The organism is Aliarcobacter vitoriensis (assembly GCF_048320235.1).
Classification (GTDB): domain Bacteria; phylum Campylobacterota; class Campylobacteria; order Campylobacterales; family Arcobacteraceae; genus Aliarcobacter; species Aliarcobacter vitoriensis.
This window is the reverse complement of sequence record NZ_CP182882.1, coordinates 539,252-559,418: the sequence shown is the minus strand read 5'-3', so window position 1 is coordinate 559,418 and position 20,167 is coordinate 539,252. Positions and strand designations below refer to the sequence as shown.

At 27.1% G+C, this 20,167-nt stretch carries 23 protein-coding genes; 14 read left to right on the top strand and 9 right to left on the bottom strand.

Features of this window, described 5'->3' with window-relative positions:
* Positions 1–87 precede the first annotated feature (87 nt).
* Complete coding sequence (locus ACNSOS_RS02765) at positions 88–1,734, top strand: EAL domain-containing protein (protein ID WP_418185855.1); 1,647 nt, start codon at positions 88–90, stop codon at positions 1,732–1,734.
* A gap of 1 nt (position 1,735) precedes the next feature.
* Here the strand turns inward: ACNSOS_RS02765 and ACNSOS_RS02760 are convergent, their stop codons facing one another.
* Positions 1,736–1,993: a helix-turn-helix transcriptional regulator gene (locus ACNSOS_RS02760; RefSeq protein ID WP_418185854.1), complete on the bottom strand. Its 258-nt coding sequence runs from the start codon at positions 1,991–1,993 to the stop codon at positions 1,736–1,738.
* Between the two features lie 89 nt (positions 1,994–2,082).
* Between ACNSOS_RS02760 and ACNSOS_RS02755 the strand changes: the two genes are divergently transcribed.
* The gene (locus ACNSOS_RS02755; protein ID WP_418185853.1) at positions 2,083–2,472 is read left to right on the top strand and encodes a PAS domain-containing protein; all 390 of its coding nucleotides are present in this window, start codon (positions 2,083–2,085) and stop codon (positions 2,470–2,472) included.
* Positions 2,473–2,529: 57 nt separating this feature from the next.
* Here the strand turns inward: ACNSOS_RS02755 and uvrA are convergent, their stop codons facing one another.
* The 8 genes from uvrA to ACNSOS_RS02715 form a co-directional block, all read right to left on the bottom strand.
* Positions 2,530–5,346: an excinuclease ABC subunit UvrA gene (gene uvrA, locus ACNSOS_RS02750; protein ID WP_418185852.1), complete on the bottom strand. Its 2,817-nt coding sequence runs from the start codon at positions 5,344–5,346 to the stop codon at positions 2,530–2,532.
* A 94-nt stretch (positions 5,347–5,440) separates the two neighbouring features.
* On the bottom strand, positions 5,441–6,178 hold the full coding sequence (locus ACNSOS_RS02745; protein ID WP_113909961.1) for a sulfite exporter TauE/SafE family protein: 738 nt from the start codon (positions 6,176–6,178) through the stop codon (positions 5,441–5,443).
* 2 nt (positions 6,179–6,180) lie between these two features.
* A complete protein-coding gene (gene cysE, locus ACNSOS_RS02740; RefSeq protein WP_418186305.1) occupies positions 6,181–6,936 on the bottom strand; it encodes a serine O-acetyltransferase in 756 nt (251 codons plus the stop codon).
* Positions 6,926–8,740 (bottom strand): biosynthetic arginine decarboxylase, encoded by a 1,815-nt coding sequence (gene speA, locus ACNSOS_RS02735; protein ID WP_418185851.1) that lies wholly within the window; start codon positions 8,738–8,740, stop codon positions 6,926–6,928. Before speA ends, cysE begins: the two co-directional genes overlap by 11 nt.
* Positions 8,730–9,971 (bottom strand): histidine--tRNA ligase, encoded by a 1,242-nt coding sequence (hisS, locus tag ACNSOS_RS02730; protein WP_418185850.1) that lies wholly within the window; start codon positions 9,969–9,971, stop codon positions 8,730–8,732. The genes speA and hisS overlap by 11 nt, the downstream gene beginning before the upstream one ends.
* A complete protein-coding gene (gene tmk, locus ACNSOS_RS02725; protein WP_418185849.1) occupies positions 9,961–10,530 on the bottom strand; it encodes a dTMP kinase in 570 nt (189 codons plus the stop codon). Before tmk ends, hisS begins: the two co-directional genes overlap by 11 nt.
* Entirely contained in the window at positions 10,521–11,012 is a 492-nt protein-coding gene (coaD, locus tag ACNSOS_RS02720; protein ID WP_113895070.1) for a pantetheine-phosphate adenylyltransferase, read from the bottom strand. The genes tmk and coaD overlap by 10 nt, the downstream gene beginning before the upstream one ends.
* A 2-nt stretch (positions 11,013–11,014) precedes the next feature.
* Complete coding sequence (locus tag ACNSOS_RS02715; protein ID WP_418185848.1) at positions 11,015–11,569, bottom strand: UbiX family flavin prenyltransferase; 555 nt, start codon at positions 11,567–11,569, stop codon at positions 11,015–11,017.
* A 176-nt stretch (positions 11,570–11,745) separates the two neighbouring features.
* Here ACNSOS_RS02715 and ACNSOS_RS02710 point away from each other — a divergent pair, with 176 nt between their 5' ends.
* The 12 genes from ACNSOS_RS02710 to lptA are packed head-to-tail and all read left to right on the top strand — an operon-like array spanning position 11,746 to position 20,166.
* The gene (locus tag ACNSOS_RS02710) at positions 11,746–12,381 is read left to right on the top strand and encodes a recombinase family protein (RefSeq protein ID WP_113895072.1); all 636 of its coding nucleotides are present in this window, start codon (positions 11,746–11,748) and stop codon (positions 12,379–12,381) included.
* Positions 12,382–12,438: 57 nt separating this feature from the next.
* Positions 12,439–12,885, top strand: a complete 447-nt coding sequence (rplI, locus tag ACNSOS_RS02705; protein WP_113895073.1) for a 50S ribosomal protein L9 — start codon at positions 12,439–12,441, stop codon at positions 12,883–12,885.
* A gap of 2 nt (positions 12,886–12,887) precedes the next feature.
* Positions 12,888–13,424 (top strand): ATP-dependent protease subunit HslV, encoded by a 537-nt coding sequence (gene hslV, locus ACNSOS_RS02700; RefSeq protein ID WP_418185847.1) that lies wholly within the window; start codon positions 12,888–12,890, stop codon positions 13,422–13,424.
* A gap of 7 nt (positions 13,425–13,431) precedes the next feature.
* The gene (gene hslU / locus ACNSOS_RS02695; RefSeq protein WP_418185846.1) at positions 13,432–14,760 is read left to right on the top strand and encodes an ATP-dependent protease ATPase subunit HslU; all 1,329 of its coding nucleotides are present in this window, start codon (positions 13,432–13,434) and stop codon (positions 14,758–14,760) included.
* A gap of 50 nt (positions 14,761–14,810) precedes the next feature.
* Positions 14,811–15,116: a hypothetical protein gene (locus tag ACNSOS_RS02690; RefSeq protein ID WP_113895076.1), complete on the top strand. Its 306-nt coding sequence runs from the start codon at positions 14,811–14,813 to the stop codon at positions 15,114–15,116.
* 9 nt (positions 15,117–15,125) lie between these two features.
* Positions 15,126–15,914, top strand: a complete 789-nt coding sequence (locus tag ACNSOS_RS02685) for a TatD family hydrolase (RefSeq protein WP_418186304.1) — start codon at positions 15,126–15,128, stop codon at positions 15,912–15,914.
* Between the two features lie 37 nt (positions 15,915–15,951).
* Positions 15,952–17,199: a transglycosylase SLT domain-containing protein gene (locus ACNSOS_RS02680; RefSeq protein ID WP_418185845.1), complete on the top strand. Its 1,248-nt coding sequence runs from the start codon at positions 15,952–15,954 to the stop codon at positions 17,197–17,199.
* Complete coding sequence (locus tag ACNSOS_RS02675; RefSeq protein WP_418185844.1) at positions 17,183–18,076, top strand: septal ring lytic transglycosylase RlpA family protein; 894 nt, start codon at positions 17,183–17,185, stop codon at positions 18,074–18,076. Before ACNSOS_RS02680 ends, ACNSOS_RS02675 begins: the two co-directional genes overlap by 17 nt.
* Positions 18,077–18,084: 8 nt before the next feature.
* Positions 18,085–18,657 carry an imidazoleglycerol-phosphate dehydratase HisB gene (gene hisB, locus ACNSOS_RS02670; protein WP_418185843.1) on the top strand — a complete coding sequence of 191 codons (573 nt, stop codon included), beginning with the start codon at positions 18,085–18,087 and terminating at the stop codon, positions 18,655–18,657.
* Positions 18,654–19,151, top strand: coding sequence for a KdsC family phosphatase (locus tag ACNSOS_RS02665; protein WP_418185842.1), 498 nt, complete (start codon positions 18,654–18,656; stop codon positions 19,149–19,151). The genes hisB and ACNSOS_RS02665 overlap by 4 nt, the downstream gene beginning before the upstream one ends.
* Complete coding sequence (lptC, locus tag ACNSOS_RS02660; protein WP_418185841.1) at positions 19,142–19,684, top strand: LPS export ABC transporter periplasmic protein LptC; 543 nt, start codon at positions 19,142–19,144, stop codon at positions 19,682–19,684. The genes ACNSOS_RS02665 and lptC overlap by 10 nt, the downstream gene beginning before the upstream one ends.
* Positions 19,681–20,166, top strand: a complete 486-nt coding sequence (lptA, locus tag ACNSOS_RS02655) for a lipopolysaccharide transport periplasmic protein LptA (protein WP_113909951.1) — start codon at positions 19,681–19,683, stop codon at positions 20,164–20,166. Before lptC ends, lptA begins: the two co-directional genes overlap by 4 nt.
* Position 20,167: the final 1 nt, after the last annotated feature.

Below are 20,167 nucleotides of genomic sequence, written 5' to 3'. Positions count from 1 at the left end.
TAAAGAAGATTTTTGTCTTCTTTATATTAAAGCTTTTTTCTAGCTAAAATTTTTAAATTTAGATATTAAAAACCGTAAGGGGTCTTTTTGGGTGAGATAATAGATAATAAGACTCTTTTAAATGAAATTGAAGAGATTTTAGATAAGTTTACTCTTTTAAATCAGTATAAAAAAGCCTTAGATGAGAGTTCCATAGTTTCAAAAACTAATAAAAATGGTGTGATAACCTATGTTAATGATAACTTTTGTACTGTTTCTGGATATTCAAAAGAAGAGTTAATAGGTAAGAATCATAATATTATAAGACATCAAGATATGCCAATAGAAGTATTTAAAGAGTTATGGACAACTATTTTAGATAAAAAAGTATTTAAAGCAATTATTAAAAATAGAAAAAAAGATGGACAATCTTATTATGTAGATACAACTGTATTTCCAATATTTGATGATAAAGATAATATTATAGAGTTTATGGCAATAAGATATGATATTACAAAAATATACGAACAAGAAAAGATAATTCAAGAACAATATTTAGATGAACTTACTAATCTACCAAATAGACAAAAACTTTTAAAAGATATCAAAAAATCTGAATTTTCAAAAGTAGCGGTTATAAACATAAATAGATTCAGAGATATAAATAATTTTTACGGTTTTGAAACTGGAGATAAAGTTCTTCAAAAATTTGCAGATATTCTTAAAAAACTGACACCTTCTAATTTGATTTTATATAAATTATCAAATGATATTTTTGCAATATTATCTAATGATAAAAATAGTTTAGATGATTTAAAGTATCTTTGTAAAAATATTATAGAAAATATTGCACAAAAACCAATTTTAGTCGCTAATAATAGTTTTTATATAAATGTTGCGATAGGAGTTGCTTGTAATTGTTTAGATAATAGTTCTAATTTATTATCAAAAGCTGAATTTGCAGTTCGGATTGCTAGAAAAAAAGATATATCAATACTATTTTTAGATGAAAACATAGAGTTATATAATAAATTGCAAGAGAATAGAACACTTGTAGAACAGCTAAAAAGTGTTTTAGAAAATAACAATTTATTATTGTATGGTCAAAAAATGATAAATAACTTTACAGGTGAAGAAAAATATGAAACTTTAATGAGATTGAAATTAAATGATAATACAATTTTATCTCCTTTTAAATTTTTGGAAGAAGCAAAAAAATCAAAATTATATCTCAATATGACGCGAATGTTGGTTAAAAAAGCATGTGAATATTTTAAAGATAAAAATATACATTTTAGTATAAATTTAACATTAGAAGATTTAAAAGATACATATACTATGGATTTTATATATAACATACTTCTTAGAACAAAAACAGCTGAATTTATAGCTTTTGAGATAGTTGAAAGTGAAGGAATTGAAAACTTTGAAGAAGTAGGGAACTTTATTCGAAAAGTAAAACATTTAGGTTGTAAAGTTGCTATTGATGATTTTGGAACTGGATACTCAAATTTTGAATATATTATAAAGCTTGATGTTGATTATGTAAAAATAGATGGTTCTTTAATAAAAAATATTCATAAAGATGAACATCTTTATCTTACAGTTAAAACAATTGTAGATTTTGCAAAGGCTTTGAATATAAAAACTGTTGCTGAATTTGTACATAATAAAGAGGTTTTTGATATTGTTCAAGAACTTAAAATCGACTATTCTCAAGGATATTATCTACACGAACCAGAAGAGTTAAAATAGTTTACTCTTCTTTAAAAAATTCTTCCATTGGTATATCAAATAATTTTGATAATTTTAGTAAATGAACTAAATTGAAATGTTTTCCATGTGCATTATTTTCAGTATTTGCATAAAAACCTGAAGATTTTTGTCCAATAGACAAAGCGACTTCTAGTTGACTTAAATTTTTCTCTTTTCTCAATCTTTTAACATTTTTAGAAATTAGTTTAAAATATTCTTCAATCTCTTCTTCTGTAACTATCTCTGGTAAATTTAACATATTATTCCTATAGAAATTATTTCTATAAGGGTATTTTAAAAAGAACTTATATACAATCTTCTCAAGAAATCATTTCTATAGGAATAAATATGAATGAAAAAAAAGAGACTATTTTAGATGACTATGCTTTTTTAGTTAGTCAAACAGATGAAAAGGGAGTAATACAGTTTGCAAATGATGATTTTTGTGAAATAGCTGAATATAGTATAGATGAATTGATTGGAAAACCACATAATATTGTAAGACATCCTGATATGCCAAAAAGTGCATTTGAAGATTTATGGAATACTATAAAAAATGATGAAATTTGGACTGGTTATGTAAAAAATTCTACAAAGTCTGGTGGATATTATTGGGTATTTGCAACAATTTATCCAACTATATTGAATAATGGGGAAAAAGGATATTTATCTTGTAGAAAAAAAGCAACAGATAAAGAGATTGCAAAAGCTATAAATTTGTATAAAAATATGCATTAAATACTAAATTTTTAATGATGCTATTTTAATAAACCAGAAGAGTTAAAATAAACTCTTCTAGTTTTTGTTTATCTCTTTATCTAAATAGTATCCAGTATATGAACCACTATTTTTATGATTTGTTGCCATAAATTCAGGTGTCCCTTCATCTACAACTTTACCGCCCTTACTTCCACCTTCAGGACCTATATCAATAACCCAATCAGAGTTTTTTATAACATCAAGATTATGTTCAATTACAAGAACAGAATTTCCTAAATTAACTAAATGATGAAGAACTCGTGTTAATCTATCAACATCAGCAAAATGAAGTCCTGTTGTAGGCTCATCTAATACATAAAGAGTATTTCCTGTATCTTTTTTACTTAACTCTTTACTTAATTTTATTCTTTGTGCTTCTCCACCACTTAGAGTTATAGCATTTTGTCCTAAAGTTATATATCCCAGTCCTACATCACTTAAAGTTTGAAGTTTTGCTTTAAGTTTAGGTACTTTTATAAAAAATTCTAAAGCTTCATCGACACTCATATTTAAAACATCAGATATATTTTTACCTTTGTACATTATCTCTAAAGTTTGAGCATTGTACCTTTGACCGTGACAAGCATCACATTTAACCATAATATCTGGTAAGAAGTGCATTTCTATTTTGATTTCACCTTCTCCTTGACATTTTTCGCATCTTCCACCTTTTACATTAAATGAAAAACGACCTATTTTATATCCTCTTAGATTTGCTTCTTTAGTTTTAGCAAATAAATCTCTTATTTCGTCCATAAGTCCAGTATAAGTTGCAGGATTACTTCTTGGAGTTCTTCCTATTGGGCTTTGGTCAAGATAGATAACTTTATCTAGCTTTTCTAATCCTTCTATTTCTACTCCATCAACTTTTTTTACTTTTCTTGCACGATTTAAAAGCTCTTGGGCAACAGGAAGTAATGTTTGTAATATAAGTGATGATTTTCCACTTCCACTAACTCCTGTTATTGAAACTAGATTTTTAAGTGGGATTTTCACATCAAGATTTTTTATGTTATTTATATTTACATTTTTTATCTCTATAAACTCTTTTTGTGGGCGATTGTGAGCATACTCAATTTTTTTTGCTTCAGTTACATATTGTGCTGTCAATGTTTTCGCTTTTTTCATCTCTTTTAGTGTTCCAGCAAATACAACTTCTCCACCAAACTTTCCAGCATTTGGACCAATATCAACTATAAAATCAGCTGATTGTATAGTCTCTTTATCGTGTTCTACAACAATAACTGTATTTCCTTTTTGTTGTAATGCTCTTAAAGTGTTTATTAGTTTATTTGTATCTCTTTCGTGAAGACCAATAGATGGTTCATCAAGTACATACATAACTCCTGTTAATCCACTACCAATTTGCGAGGCAACTCTTATTCTTTGTGCCTCTCCCCCACTTATTGTTCTTGCATCTCTTCCTAATGTTATATATCCTAAACCAACATCAAAAAGAAAAAATATTCTCTCTTTTATCTCTTTTAAAATGGGAGCAGCAATCATTTTATTTTGTTCAGATAAGTAATCAAAGTTTTTTTCATCTTGAAAGAATTTATGTGTATCTTCAATAGGAATATTTAATAAATCTGGAATATTTTTTTGTGCTACAAAAACACTTTGAGAAGATGGTTTTAATCTATTTCCAGAACAAGAGTCACATTTTTTCTCTGTCATATATTCAGCCATCTCTTTTTCATCTTTTATCATATCATAGGCTAATTTTACGATACCTTCCCACTTTCTAGAAAGTTTGTGTCTTTTCCAAAAAAATGAGAACTCTTCAGCACTTCCATGTAAAATTGCTTTTTTTTGATGTTCTTCAAGCTCTCCAAAAGGTATCTTTATATTTATTTCTTGACTTTCACAAAATGCTATAAGCATTTTAAAGTAAAACCCTTTGTTAAAACCATAAATTATTTTTATAGCTCCATCTTCGATAGGTAAATCTTCATTTATAATTTTTTTCATATCAAGAGTGTATCGAATACCCAATCCGTCACAAGAACTACATGCCCCTTTTGGTGAGTTAAAAGAAAATGACAATGGTTCAAGTGGTTCAAATGATATTTTACAGTCAAAACAAGCCATATGTTCAGAGTAATGAATACTTTTTTGAGTACCTAGATCTTCAAAATTTGCTATTTCAATTTCTAGTTCTCCAAAACTCTCTTTTAGCCCTTTTTCAACATCTTGTGCAATTCTATCACGGTTTTCTTCTTTTACTGTAACTCTATCTATAACTACTTTTATAGTGTGCATTTGTGTTTTTGATAACTCAATATCTTCATCAAGTCTTACCATAACCCCATCTATCATAGCTCTAACATAACCTTTATTTCTAAGGCTTTCTAGTAAATCTGCAAAGCTTCCTTTTTTTCTATTTATAAGTGGTGCTAAAATGATAAGTTTTGATTCGTCTGGTAGAGATAAAACTTGCTCTATAATATCACTAACACTCATTTGTGAAATTGGTTTTCCACATTGATGACAGTGTTGTTTTCCAACTCTTGCATATAATAGTCTAAAATAATCATAGATTTCAGTAATTGTTCCAACAGTTGAACGAGGATTTTTTGATGTTGTTTTTTGGTCAATTGCAATTGCTGGAGTTAAACCTTCTATTCTTTCAACATCAGGCTTTCCAACTTTGTCTAAAAACTGTCTAGCATAAGAAGATAAAGACTCTATATATCTTCTTTGTCCTTCTGCATACAGTGTATCAAAAGCTAAAGTTGATTTCCCACTTCCACTAAGTCCTGTAAATACTATAAGCTTATTTTTTGGGATTTCTAAGTTAATATTTTTTAGATTGTTCTCTTTTGCATTAAAAATTTTTATTGTATCACTCATATATTGCCTTTAAAATTTTAAAGCCATTATTATAGGATAGTTTTGTTTAATAGTTTTGTAAATATATTAATATTACAAGCACTACCTTGTAATATTAAAATACAGTTTTGTATATAGTTACTACCAAAACAAGAAGATTTAAAAGTAAAACAAAAGTTTTGTATGAAGTTGCTTGTGTTTTTTCTTTTATTTTTATACCAAAATATACACCAATTAGTGAACCAATACCTATTATTGCACCTTCATAATATAGCATATTTCCATATATTGAAGTAGATATAAAACCACCAATAGAAGAAAAAATCACAAAGAATAATCCTAAAGCAGTTGCAACTTTTAAATCATATTTTAAAAATCCAACTAAAATAGGAAGAAGCACTAAAGAACCACCAATTCCTATACTCATAGCTAAAATACCAACAAAATAACCAATAGCTAAAAGTACATATACACTTTTATCTTCTTTTTGTATATTTGAAGATGCAGGAGCTTTAAATAGAGTATATATTGTATATAAAAGTGCTGTTATAAAAAGATATTGAAGATAAATATCTGGAACTTTTGGTAAAAAATAACCACTTGTAGCTCCACCTAAACTAGCCCCAATACCTAATATAACACCATCTCTTACTAAACCTTTTATTTTCTTTGAGTTTAAAAAAGAGCCATAAATAGATGAAAAAACCATTTGCATAATAGATATTGCAACAGCTTCTTTCATACCATAATTTGCAAGTAATAACATAGGAATTAATATACTTCCTCCACCAATTCCAAAAAAACCTGATGTAAAACCAGTAATTAATCCAAATGCTATTAGTTCAAATTCCATTATTAACCTTTTTTATTTGTTTTTAATGTTTCAATAAAAGATTGGTATTCTTTTTCTAAAACTTCATTTTTTTCATTTATATTGCAATTGCAATTTTCATTTTTTACATTACTTTCTAAAATAGAAATTCTTTCAATTAGATATTTAAACATCTCTTTATTTATATCTGGTAATTCATTGTGAGCTAGTTTATCTTTAGAGTTATCTTTTTTGATAATTCTTGCAGGAACTCCAACAGCTGTTGAGTTTTCAGGTACATCTACAACTACAACTGAGTTCGCTCCTATTTTTGAATTTGCTCCAATAGTAATATTTCCTAAAACTTTTGCTCCACTACCTAACACTACATTTGATTTAACTGTTGGATGACGTTTACCTTTATTTAGGCTAACTCCACCTAAAGTTACTCCTTGGTATATCAAAACATCATCTTCAACAATAGCAGTTGAGCCAATAACGACTCCAATAGCATGATCAATAAAAACTCTTCTTCCTATAGTTGCAGCTGGATGTATATCTGTTTTTGTGCAAATAGAACAAATACCAGTAAGAACTCTTGCTAATTTTTTAAAACCTTTGTAATATAGTCTATTTGCAATTCTATGATTTATGATAGCCCAAACACCAGGATAATTAAAAAATATTTCAAAATTTGATTCTAAAACTGGGTCATTTAGCTTTGGAACAGAAAAATCTTCTTTTATTTGTTGCCATAAAGATAATTTTTTACCATTTTTTATCTCTTCTTCATTCATCATCATAATAACTCCAAATAGTTTTTAAGTAACTATTGTCATTTAGATATTTTTGTAATACTTCATAAGTTTCTAGAGGTAAACTTCTTCTTAAAATTGTTTGTATCTCTTCTGTGTCATAATCAATATCTTCTAAAATATCAATAATCTTTTGAGATTCTAAAATCTTTTCAAGCTGAACTTCTCCATCTTTAAATACAACATTTACTTCTGTTGGATGTGAAAATAAGTTGTGTTTCATTCCTAAAGTATCTTGATATGCTCCAACATTGAAAAATCCTAAAAAGTAATCCTCTTTATTTAAATTTACATCATGTAAATATAGAGGTTTTTTCATATCAAATGGTATTTCTCCATCGCTATCACAAGTAATATCCCATAAAGATGCACTTCTTGTTGGTTTTTCATCAAGATGAGTTATTGGCATAATTGGAAACTCTTGATTTATTCCCCAATAGTCAGGTAGTGATTGAAATAAAGAGAAATTTAGAAGATACTTTTCTTGAATATTTTTATCAAATCTTTTTAACTCTTCATAATCATCAATTTGAAGTAATGAAATAGCTTTTTTTATGATTTGATGAGTTAATATTTCAGCATTTGATCTATCTTGCAAATCAATATATCCTAAATCAAATAATGTTAGCAATGATTCTAAGTGGTCGATACTATCGTGCATAAATTCATAAGCTGTTTTTTTAGTCATATCTTTATATAACTCATTTAATTCTGCAATTAAAGGAGGATTTTTCTCTTTTAATTTTAGATGATTTAACTCATATTCTGCTGAAAAGAGTTCTAAAACAGGAGTTATAAGTACAGTTGAAGCAGCACTTATAAATCTTCCTGATTCGGTAAAAATATTTGGCTCTTCAACACCTTTTTGTCTTGCAATCTCTTTTAGTGTAAATACAACATCACTTGCAAACTCTCTTAATGAATAAAATCTAGTTCTTTCATAAGCACTATATTCTACACTTAATCCACCACCAATATTGATTGAAGATAGATTTTTTGCACCTAAATTTTTAAGTTCTGCATAAATATGTCCAGATTCTCTTAGAGCTTTTTTAAGAGGTTTTATAGAGTTCATAGCTGAACCTATATGAAAGTGAATCATTGTTAGTAAATCTTCAAGGTTATTATCTTGCATAAGTTCAAAAGCTTCTAAAATTTCTGTTGAAGTTAAACCAAATTTTGAGTCAATTCCGCCACTTTTTGCCCAAACACCACTTCCTCCACTGTGAAGTCTTACTCTTAAACCAACATTTGGAGCTTCAAGTTTTGTCTCTTTTAAAACTTCCACAATCATCTCAAGTTCATTTAAACCTTCAATTATAACTGTAATATCGTGTCCCATACTTTTTGCTATAAAACAAAGGTGTATCATCTCTTTGTCTTTGAAACCATTGATAGTTATTGGACTTCCCATATTGTTATAAGTCATAGCAATGATTAATTCTGCTTTACTTCCTGCTTCAAGTCCATAATTGTATTTTTTACCAGCACTTATTAATGGATGAATAAAATTTGGTAACTGATTTACTTTTAAAGGAAAAACGGCATTAAAAGTTCCTTTATAATCATATTCTTTCATACTTGCATTAAAATTACTAAACAGAGTTTTTATCTGTTTTTTTGTGATATGTGGAAATCTTAGAAGTAAAGGACCTTTAAAGCCTTGTTTTCTTACATTTTTTACGATTGATATTAAAGATGGATTACTATCATAATCAACTTTTACAACTCCATCTTCAATAAAAAAATTATTATCAGACCAAATGTCTATACCATATTTATTCTTCAACTAAAAACTCCTCTAATGCAATGTTTTTTTCTTCTTTTGTATCTAAATTTTTAATAAAAATTGTACTATTTTTTAACTCATTTTCTCCAATAAGTGCAACAATATTACAATTTAGTTTCTGTGCAATTCCAAAGTGTTTTCCAAAACTTCTAGGATTGTATTCTATATGGGTTTTTGTATTTTTTCTTTTATTTATTGCTATTTTGAAAGCTTCATTTAAACAATTTTCATCTAAAGCACCAATATATACAAAATCTTCTTTAAACTCTTTTATTTTTACTAATTCAAGTAATCTTTCTATTCCTATTGCGAAACCAATTCCAGCTGTACTTTTACCACCTAGAAACTCAACCAACCTATCATATCTTCCTCCACCAGCTATTGCACTTTGAGAGCCTATTTCATTGCTTACAAACTCAAAAGCAGTTTTGTTATAGTAGTCAAGTCCACGAACTAAATTTGAATCAATTTCATAAGAGATATTATTAAAATCTAAGATCTCTTTTAATTTTTCAAAATCACTATCGCAAGAATTACACAAATTATTTGTTATTTTTGGTGCATTTATTAATAAACTTTGGCATTTTTCATTTTTACAATCCAAAACTCTAATTGGATTTGTTAGAATTCTTCTATTACAATCTTCACAAAGTTCATTTACAAAAGTTGATAGATGTTTTACTAAACTTTCCTTATATGATGGCATACACTCTTTGCAACCTAAAGAGTTTAATTTTAAAGTAAATCCTATGCCAAAAAAATCTAAAATCTCTTTTATCAGCATTATGATATTTGCATCTTCATAAACACTATCTATTCCAAAAACTTCACAACCAAATTGGTGAAATTCTCTAAGTCTTCCTTTTTGTGGTCTTTCATATCTAAACATTGGTCCATAATAATACCATTTATAAGTTCCACCTGCACGGTCAAGTTTCTTTTCTACAAAATGTCTTACAACTCCAGCTGTTCCTTCTGGTCTTAAACAAACATCATTTTCACCTTTATCGATGAATTGATACATCTCTTTATTTACAATATCGCTACTTTCTCCAACACTTCTTTTAAATAAAGCGGTTTCTTCTAAAAGTGGAGTTTCAATATATGAAAAACCATATTTTTTTGCAATTTTAGAAGCATTTTCTATAAAATATGTAAATAAAACACTCTCTTCATTTACAATATCTTTCATACCTCTTAAACTTTGAATATTTTTTGTGCTACTTTGCATCTATAAAATCCTCTATTTGTTTTTCAATAACTTCTATTTTTTCACTTGCATCAATGATTATATGATTGATATTTATATTTTTTATAACTTCTTTCATTCTACTTTGAATTGATAGTAAATAATCAATTCCTCTTTGTTCTATGCTATCGTTCTTTTTTTTTGAAAGTCTATTTATCAATTCATCTTTACTTAATTCAAGTAGGATTATTTTATTTGGAAAATTATTTTGAGTTGCTAGCTTATTTAATTCAATTAATTTTTCTATATTTTCTTCTATGGCATAAGCAATTCCAGAAATAAATGATCTATCTGAAATGATAAGTTTGTCTAAATTTGGAATAATAATCTCTTTTGTATGTTCAGCACGATCTGCTAAAAATAAGAACATTTCAGCAATATTTGAATTTGCTTCTCCATTTAAAATCATTTGTCTTAATTTTATTCCTAATGCTGTTCCCCCAGGTTCTTTTGTGAAAATTGCATCTGGAAATTTATTTCTTAAAATATCTAATTGTGTTGATTTTCCAGCTGTATCAATTCCTTCTATACTTACATACATTCAATAATCCTTTTTGGAACTAAATGTTCAAAATTTCCTTTAAATCTGATGATTTCCCTAACTATTGTAGAACTTACGAAAGCATGTTCAAGAGTTGGCATCAAATAAACTGTTTCCAAATTTTTATTTATCGATGAGTTTGCATATCCCATTTGAAGTTCAAATTCAAAATCACTAACAGCTCTTAAGCCCCTTATTATAGTATTTATTTTAAGTTCACGTGCAAAATCAACAAGTAGTGTATCAAAGCCAATAACTTGCACATTATTTAAATGTTCCGTTGCAGCTTTTACAAATTCTACTCTTTTTTGATGATTAAACATTGGCTTTTTTAGTTCACTTTTTGCAACGCTTATTATAACTTCATCAAATATTTTTGTTGCTCTTTCGATAATATCTAAATGCCCAATAGTTATAGGGTCAAAAGTTCCACTATAAATAGCTTTTTTATATGAGCCTGTATAATCATATTTATTTTTCATATTTATTTCCATCTTTTATATAAATTATTCTCAATTTTTAGTAAATCAAGCCATTTACCAATTATAAAATTTTCCATCTCTTCTAAACTTTGTTGAGAACTATAATATCCCAAAATTGGAGGAGCAATAGTAACTCCTAATTTTGATAGCTTTAACATATTTTCCAAAGAAATAGTATTAAAAGGAAGCTCTCTAGGAACTACTATGATTTCTCTTTTTTCTTTTAGCATTACACTAAAAGCTCTTGTTATCAAACTATCAGCTATTCCTATTGAGCATTTTGCTAAAGTATTTTGGCTACATGGAATAATAATCATCTTATCAACTTTAAATGACCCAGATGCTATTGATGCACCAATATTTTTATCTTTAAAAATTGAAATATTTTCACAATCTTTAAAAATCTCTTTAGAATTTATTCCATTTTCAAGTTTTAAAGCTTTTTTTGCACTTTTTGAAATAACAACAAAAAGTTCAATATCTTTAGGAATTTGTTTTATAAATTTTAGTGCAAGATTGACTCCACTAGCACCACTAATTGCAACTGTTAATCTCAAAAAAACCTCTAAGTTTATTAAATTATAAAAACATTGATGTTATCAAAAAAAAGCTTTGAGTTTTATTTATATTACAATTTTTTAAATAGTCTGTGTATAAGCTTTTGCTAATGAATAAATAGATAACATTTTGTATAAATTAAAATAGTAATATTTTATAAAACTAGGAGAAGAATATGTCTAAAATATTTACCTATATAAGAAAAAATCAAAATAACGAAACTTATACAAAAGAACAAAAAGATTTTATAGATAGCTATGTCAATAAAAATAAATTAGTTATAAGTAAAAATATTGAAATAGAGATAAATCGCCCTTCACAAGAGAAAAATATTGTACATTTTTTGGAAAATTGTGAGAAAAACTCTACTATAATTATTTCAAATTTAAATGTCTTTGGTAGAACAATTGATAGGATTTTAGAAATTGTAAAATTTTTACTTTCAAATAAAATTAGAATAGTGGTTGTTGAACAAAATTTAGATTTACTTGATGACAATGACAAACTTACACAAATGATTTTAAATATTATCTCAATAACTGTAAATTTAGAAAAAGAGCTTATGAGTTTACGAACAAAAGAGGCTTTGAATGCTAAAAAACAAGATGGAATAGCTTTAGGGAAACCAAAAGGAACTATACAAAAATCAAAATTTGATACTCAAAGAGAAAAAATTGAAGAGCTTTTAGGTGTTGGTTTGAGTGTTAGAAAAATAGCTAAGCTTCTAGGTTATAACAATCATATAGGTTTAAATAACTATGTTAAAAAAAGAGCTATAAAAGAGCATGTTAAGGCTTCAAAAGAAGCTTAAAATACTATTTTTATTAAAAATAGTGTAGAATTAAATATCAAATTAAATGGAGTTTTTATGAAAGTATTATTGTTAAAAGATGTAAAAAGTTTAGGAAAAGCTGGAGAAGTAAAAGAGGTAGCTGATGGTTATGGTAAAAACTTTTTAATTGGTAAAGGATTAGCACTTCATGCAACTACTGAAGTTTTAAATAGACATAAATCAGAACAAAAAAAATTAGCTTTAAAAGAAGAAGAAGAGATTGCAAAAGCAAAAGAGTTAGCAGAGAAATTAAACTCAACAAAACTAACAATTAGACACAAAGTTGGGGCAAACGACCAACTTATTGGAAGTATTACAAATAAAGAGATCAGTGAAGAACTTGAAAAACAGTTTTCAATTATGATTGATAAAAAAAATATAAGTATAGATAACAAAATAAAACATATAGGAATTTTTGAAGTATCTTGCAAATTGGGACATTCTATAAGTGCAGTTTTAAAAATTGATGTTATAGCAGGTTAAAAATGTTTCATGCAACTACAATACTTGCCTATAAAGGTGCAAATAAAGCTGTAATTGGTGGTGATGGACAGGTTACTTTTGGAAACTCTGTTTTAAAAGGAAATGCAACAAAAATAAGAACACTTTATCAGGGGAAAATTTTAGCTGGATTTGCAGGAAGCACAGCAGATGCTTTTAATCTTTTTGATATGTTTGAATCACACTTAGAAGCTTCAAAAGGAGATTTACTAAAGTCTGTTATAGCTTTTTCAAAAGAGTGGAGAAAAGATAAGGTTTTAAGAAGATTAGAAGCTATGATGATAGTTTTAAATAAAGAAAAAATATTTATTTTAAGTGGAAATGGTGATGTTGTAGAACCTGAAGATGGAGCAATTGCAAGTATAGGAAGTGGTGGAAACTTTGCTATTAGTGCTGCACGTGCTTTAGCTAAACACTCAAATTTAGACGAAGAAGATTTGGTTCGTGAGAGTTTAATGATAGCTGGAGAGCTTTGTATATATACAAATCAAAATATTAAAATATTAAAATTAGAGGAATAGATATATTATGGATATGACACCAAAGCAAATTGTTGCTTACTTAGATGATTATATCATTGGTCAAAAAGATGCTAAAAAAACTATTGCATTAGCTTTGAGAAATAGATATAGAAGGATGAGGGTTGAGCCAAAACTTCAAGAAGAGATTATGCCAAAAAATATTCTGATGATAGGAAATACAGGAGTTGGTAAGACAGAAATTGCTAGAAGATTAGCAAAAATGATGGGATTACCTTTTGTAAAAGTTGAAGCTAGTAAATATACTGAAGTTGGTTTTGTAGGACGAGATGTCGAATCTATGGTTAGAGATTTGGTTTATGAGTCGATTGCTCTGGTTACAAAAGAGTATGAAGAAAAAATAAAAGATAAAATAGATTCAGAAGTTACTAAAAGAATAGTTGAAAAATTAGTTCCCCCTTTACCTGAAACAGCAAGTGATAGTGCAAAAGAGTCTTTTATAAAAACTTATAATTTAATGGAAACAAAGTTATTAAGTGGTGATTTAGATGATAAAAAAATAGAGATTGAAGTTCCTAAAAAAGCTCATGTTGAGATAATAGATTCAAGTATTCCATTTGATATGAGTTCAATGCAAGAAAGTCTTAATAAAATGCTTGGAAGTTTAAATAAAGATAAAATTAAAAAAGAAGTTACAATAAAAGATGCAAAAGTTTTATTAAGAGATGTTGCAAGTGAAGGTTTACTTGATACTGAAGCTATAAAAATTGAAGCTATAAAAAGAGCTGAAAATGGTGGAATTATTTTTATTGATGAGATAGATAAAATAGCAACAGGAAAGAAAAATAATGGAAGTGATCCATCAAAAGAGGGTGTTCAAAGAGATTTACTCCCTATTGTTGAGGGAAGTAGTGTTCAAACAAAATTTGGACAAGTAAAAACTGACCATATATTATTTATTGCTGCTGGTGCTTTTCATGTTTCAAAGCCAAGTGATTTAATCCCAGAGTTGCAAGGAAGATTTCCTTTAAGGGTTGAGTTAGAATCTTTAGATGAAGAGGCTTTATATAAAATATTGACAAATACTAAAAATTCACTTTTAAGACAATATAAGGCTCTTTTATCTGTTGAAGGAGTTGAACTAGATTTTGATGATGAAGCTATAAGAGCTTTTGCTAAATACTCTGTTTTAGCAAATGAAAAAACTGAAGATATAGGAGCAAGAAGGCTTCATACTGTTATTGAAAAAGTTATAGAAGATATATCTTTTGATGCAGATGAAAAAAATGGTTCAAAAGTGACTGTGGATAAGGATTTAGTTTCACAAAAATTGGAAAAAATTGTGGATAATGTTGATATTACTAGGTACATATTGTAATTTAATAATATTTTGATAAAATACATCTTAATTAAAAAATTGGGGGATATATGAAAATAATAACTTTTTGTCAAATTGATGAGACAATTTTTAATCCAGATTTTAGTGTGGAGTCTTTTCACTCTAAAAGTGAAGATAAAGCTGATATAGCAATTTTAGATATTGAATCAATATTTGAATATGAAGAGAATAAGCATAGTGTTTGTAAAGATAAGTTTGTAAGTATTGCTGTTATTGAAGATGAAAGTGACTATGATGCTTTTAAAAATTTTGGAATAGATGCTTGGATTAAAAGTGCTGATATATCTCAAATAAATAATCTTATAAATCTTTTAAATAAAAGATTTTTATCATAAGGATTTTTCATTATTATTGATACACATTGCCATTTAGATAACTCTCAATATTATAATGATATTGATGAGGTTATCAAAAAAGCTTTAGAAAATGGTGTAAAAGCTTTTTTAATTCCAGGTGCTGATTTGAATGATTTACCAAGGGCTGTTGAGTTGTCTGAAAGGTATGATGAAGTTTATTTTGCTGTTGGAGTTCACCCTTATGATATAGATGGTTTTGATGAACAGATTATGGAAAAATATGTAACACATCCTAAGTGCATAGCTATTGGTGAGTGTGGGCTAGATTATTATAGATTAGCTGAAAATGAAGAAGAAAAATTAAAAAATGTAGCAAAACAAAAGGAAGTTTTTATTTCTCAAATAAAATTTGCTATAAAATACAATAAACCTTTGATTATTCATATAAGAGAAGCTTCAAATGATTCAAGACAAATTTTAATAGATAATGAAGCAAAAAAAGTAGGCGGGGTTTTGCACTGTTATAATGCAAGTGAACATCTACTTATGTTATCTGAACATAATTTTTATTTTGGAATAGGCGGAGTCTTGACTTTTAAAAATGCAAAAAAGCTAGTTGAAATTTTACCAAAAATACCACAAGATAAATTACTAATAGAAACAGATGCTCCATATTTGACTCCACATCCATATAGAGGTATAAGAAATGAACCTTATTATACAGTTTATGTAGCAGATAAAATGGCCGAACTTTTGGATCTAAGTAAGGTTGAAATAGAAGATCTTACAACAAAAAATGCTAAAAAATTATTTAAAGAATTTTCTAATATTTCTTAGATATAATCTAAAATATTTAAAATAAAGAGAGGTAGTTTTGAAAAAAATATTCTTTATAGTGTTGTTTTTAACTACTTTAATTTATTCAAATTCATTTCAAAATGAAGATATTAAGGTTTTGGATGAAATAGGAGTGCCCAAAGAATTTTTAAAGGAATCATCTTTTCTTTTAAAGTATAAAGACCTATCCTCACAAAAAAAAATCAGATATTATGATAATATAATAAAAAAATCTATCTTAAATGCAAAAATAGTAAGAGAAGAGTTAGAGTATGAAAAAATGCCTAGCTTTTTATTTTTTGTACCATTAATTGAATCAAGTTATGTTAATCAAATAAGTAAAAAAGGACCTTCAGGTCTTTGGCAAATTATGCCACTTACTGCAACTAACTTAAAATTGAGAAGAAATGATTTTGTAGATGAAAGGCTTGATCTAATAAAATCAACTCAAGCAGCAACTTCTTACTTACAAAAGTATTACAAAAAATTTGGTGAATGGTATTTATCTGTATTAGCTTATAATGCAGGTGAAGGAAGAATTATTCATGGTTTAGCACGAGCATCTTTAGATAATTATTTAGAAAAAAATCCAACAATGTATCATGATAAAGTTATAAAACTTTATAATATTTATATAAATGATTATAGAAAAAGTAAGAAAGGAATAGATAATCTTTTCACTATTTATAGAGATTTAGGTAAAAAAAATGGACATTTTGACTATATGTACCTCATGAAACATAACAATAAAAGAGATTATCTTCCTAAAACAAGTATAAACTACATTAATACCCTTGTTGCATTTTCTATTTTGGCAAACAATGATAAATTTAAAAATTTAGATAAAAATTCAAGATATGAGCTCGAAAAGATAACTGCTTCTAAAGGATTGAGATTAAAAACTATTTCAGATGCAATATCTATGGATTATAATGAATTAAAAGGTTTAAATAAACATCTTTTAAAAGAAGTAATACCAACAGATAAAAATAACTATAATTTATATATTCCTCATACAAAAAGTGAACTTTTTAATTTAAAATTAACAAATATTAAAAATTTAGTAGCTACTGATGAAAAAGTTGTTGTATCAAAAGATACAAAACAAGAAGTAGCTAAAAAGAGTTTATCTAAAGCTAATAAAACTATACATATTGTAAAACAAGGGGATACTTTAGAAGCAATATCAAAAAAATATAAAGTAAGTGTAAAAAAGATAAAAAGTGATAACAAAAAGAAGACAAATATGTTGAAAATAGGAGAAAAGATTGAAATTTACAAATAGTATAATATATTTTATAGGAATATTTTTATGTTCAGTTTTTTTATTTACAGGTTGTTCAACAAAACAAAGTACTGATTATAGAACTTTTCATAAGCAAACAGGAAATACAAATATAAATAATTCAGATGCTATGCATAGGGCTACTATGCGACCTTATGATGTGTTTGGGGTTCGATATTATCCATTTGTTGCAAATGTTGGTGATGTTTTTGATGGTATTGCATCTTGGTATGGTCCAGATTTTCATTCAAAAAAGACTTCAAATGGTGAGATTTACAATATGTATGCAATGACAGCTGCCCATAAAACTTTACCTATGAACACTGTTGTTCGAGTTGATAATTTAGACAATGGAAGATCTACTATTGTAAGAATAAATGATAGAGGACCTTTTGTTGCAGGAAGGATTATAGATTTATCAAACAAAGCAGCACATGAAATTGATATGATAAGAAAAGGAACAGCCAAAGTTAAAGTTACTGTTTTAGGGTACAATGGCTTAGTAGATGATAAAAATGCACCATCTGTTTCAACTGTTGAACAAAAACCAAAAGTAGATCAAATAGATGTAGTTGAAGATGTTATTGTAACAACAGATGTGAATACAAATATTGGAACACCAATATCAAATCAAAACTCTACAAAACCAGTTGTAGGTAAAGGAAAGTTTAGTATTCAAGTTGGGGCATTTAGTTTACAAACAGGTGCTTTAAAAACTGTAAATGACTATAAGGTTAAATTCCCTTCAAAAAAAATAGAATATAGTGAAAATGGTGGAATATATAGAGTTTATATCAGAGGTTTCTCATCTTATGAAGATGGACAGAGATTTAAAGAAAACAATAGTTTAAATAGTGCAATTGTAGTACAAAATTAGGATTTAAAATGGTAGAAATAAATAGAGTTACAAAAGAGACAGATATTAAATGTCAATTGAATTTAGACGGTTGTGGACAATTTTCTATAAATACGGGAGTTGGCTTTTTTGATCATATGCTAGAAGCTTTAAGTAAACACAGTGGAATAGATATAAATCTTGAGTGTAAAGGGGATTTACATATAGATTATCATCATACAGTTGAAGATTGTGGAATTGTTTTGGGACAAGCTTTAAAAAAGGCAGTTTTCCCTATAAAGGCAGTTGAAAGATATGGAAATGCAACAGTTGTAATGGATGAAGCTGCAGTTTCATGTGCATTGGATTTATCAAATAGACCATTTTTAGTTTATGAAATAGATGTAAATGAAAAAGTAGGGCTTTTTGATGTTGAACTTGTAGAGGAATTTTTTCATGCATTAAGTGGAAATTTTGGGATAACTTTACATTTGATACAAGATAGAGGAAGAAATAAACATCATATTATTGAAGCTACATTTAAAGCTTTTGCAGTTGCATTAAGACGAGCATTAGCTAAAAATGAAAAGATAGGTATTCCTAGTACAAAAGGTATTTTATGATAGAACTTTTAGTTTTTGATGTAGATGGAACTCTTACAAATGGTGATATTATGTATTCAAGTAGTGGAGAAGAGTTCAAAACTTTTAATGTAAATGATGGATTTGGAATAGTTTTTTGGACAAAGTATTTAGGTAAAAAAGCAGCTATTATTACTGGAAGAAACTCTGTTATTGTTGAAAAAAGAGCAAAAGAGTTGAATATCTCTCATCTTTATCAAGGTGTAAAAAATAAACTTGAAGTGCTAGAAGAAATTTTAAGAAAAGAGAGTTTAGAACTATCTCAAGTTGCTGCTATTGGAGATGATTTAAATGATGTTAGGATGCTTAAAAGTGTAGGAATTTCTTTCGCTCCACAAAATGCTATACAACTTGTAAAAGATAGTGTAAATGTAGTCTGTGAAAAAAATGGTGGTAGTGGAGCTGCAAGAGAAATGATAGATTATATATTAAAAAAAGATGGTTTAGAAGAGGAGTTTTTAAACGCATGGGTTTAAAAATATTTATTACATCTATTTTTTTTATAGCAATATTTTTCTATTTTTCTCCTATACAAGATACAAAAAAAGATATTAAAAATGAAGATATACCTTTATTTATTTTTGAAAAACCAGTTATGTATAGTTTTGATGAAAGTGGTTTAAATAGAATAATTATTGCAAAACAAGCAATTAGATATGAAAATAGAGATGAAATGTATTTTGGGGATATTACTTTAAATAATAGTAACGAAAAAAAAGAGTTTAATAAAGAAAATATTAAATCAGATTTTATAGTAAAAAGAGGTGGGATATATACTCTAAAAGAGAATGTTGAATATAAAAGAGATGATTTTATTAAAATAAATACAGATCATCTAATTTATGATGATTTGAATAAAATTGCAAAAAATAGTAAACCATTTAAAGCAGAGTATTATACTCATAGATATAATGGAGAGAATTTATATTTTGAAATAGAAAAAAATATTATAAATTCAAAAAATACACATTTTGAGATAGATATGAACAACAAAGAGGTAAAGAGATGAGAATTTTAGCTGGATTATTTATTTGTTCTATACTTTTGTTTGCACAAAGTGAAACTTTAGTAATAGATGCACTTGATTTTAAAGCAGATGATAATAAAGGAATATCTACATTTACAGGAAATGTAAAAGTAAGAATGGGTGAAGATAAATTAAATGCAAATAGAGTAGATGTATTTTTTGAAAATGAAAAAAATTCAAAAAATAAAATTGCTACAAAATATGAAGCAACTGGAAATGCAGATTTTGAAGTTATTTCAAATGATAAACATTATGTAGGAAAAGGTGATAAAATAGTTTATAGCCCAATAAAAGAAGAATATACTATTATTGGTAATGGTTTTGTTCATGAAAAAAATGATGATCGAAAAGTTTATGGAGATAATATATATATAAATCAATTAACAGGTGAAGCAAAAGTAAAAGGAAGTGAAAATAAACCTGTTAAATTTATTATAAATGTAGAAAGAGGAGAAAAGAATTAGT

Excerpts from the sequence above, each read along its gene's own strand:
- ACNSOS_RS02760 (WP_418185854.1), bottom strand. The coding sequence starts at position 1,993 with ATGTTAAATTTACCAGAGATAGTTACAGAAGAAGAGATTGAAGAATAT.
- ACNSOS_RS02755 (WP_418185853.1), top strand. The coding sequence starts at position 2,083 with ATGAATGAAAAAAAAGAGACTATTTTAGATGACTATGCTTTTTTAGTT.
- uvrA (WP_418185852.1), bottom strand. The coding sequence starts at position 5,346 with ATGAGTGATACAATAAAAATTTTTAATGCAAAAGAGAACAATCTAAAA.
- ACNSOS_RS02745 (WP_113909961.1), bottom strand. The coding sequence starts at position 6,178 with ATGGAATTTGAACTAATAGCATTTGGATTAATTACTGGTTTTACATCA.
- cysE (WP_418186305.1), bottom strand. The coding sequence starts at position 6,936 with ATGATGAATGAAGAAGAGATAAAAAATGGTAAAAAATTATCTTTATGG.
- hisS (WP_418185850.1), bottom strand. The coding sequence starts at position 9,971 with ATGCAAAGTAGCACAAAAAATATTCAAAGTTTAAGAGGTATGAAAGAT.
- tmk (WP_418185849.1), bottom strand. The coding sequence starts at position 10,530 with ATGTATGTAAGTATAGAAGGAATTGATACAGCTGGAAAATCAACACAA.
- coaD (WP_113895070.1), bottom strand. The coding sequence starts at position 11,012 with ATGAAAAATAAATATGATTATACAGGCTCATATAAAAAAGCTATTTAT.
- ACNSOS_RS02710 (WP_113895072.1), top strand. The coding sequence starts at position 11,746 with ATGTCTAAAATATTTACCTATATAAGAAAAAATCAAAATAACGAAACT.
- rplI (WP_113895073.1), top strand. The coding sequence starts at position 12,439 with ATGAAAGTATTATTGTTAAAAGATGTAAAAAGTTTAGGAAAAGCTGGA.
- hslV (WP_418185847.1), top strand. The coding sequence starts at position 12,888 with ATGTTTCATGCAACTACAATACTTGCCTATAAAGGTGCAAATAAAGCT.
- hslU (WP_418185846.1), top strand. The coding sequence starts at position 13,432 with ATGGATATGACACCAAAGCAAATTGTTGCTTACTTAGATGATTATATC.
- ACNSOS_RS02690 (WP_113895076.1), top strand. The coding sequence starts at position 14,811 with ATGAAAATAATAACTTTTTGTCAAATTGATGAGACAATTTTTAATCCA.
- hisB (WP_418185843.1), top strand. The coding sequence starts at position 18,085 with ATGGTAGAAATAAATAGAGTTACAAAAGAGACAGATATTAAATGTCAA.
- ACNSOS_RS02665 (WP_418185842.1), top strand. The coding sequence starts at position 18,654 with ATGATAGAACTTTTAGTTTTTGATGTAGATGGAACTCTTACAAATGGT.
- lptC (WP_418185841.1), top strand. The coding sequence starts at position 19,142 with ATGGGTTTAAAAATATTTATTACATCTATTTTTTTTATAGCAATATTT.
- lptA (WP_113909951.1), top strand. The coding sequence starts at position 19,681 with ATGAGAATTTTAGCTGGATTATTTATTTGTTCTATACTTTTGTTTGCA.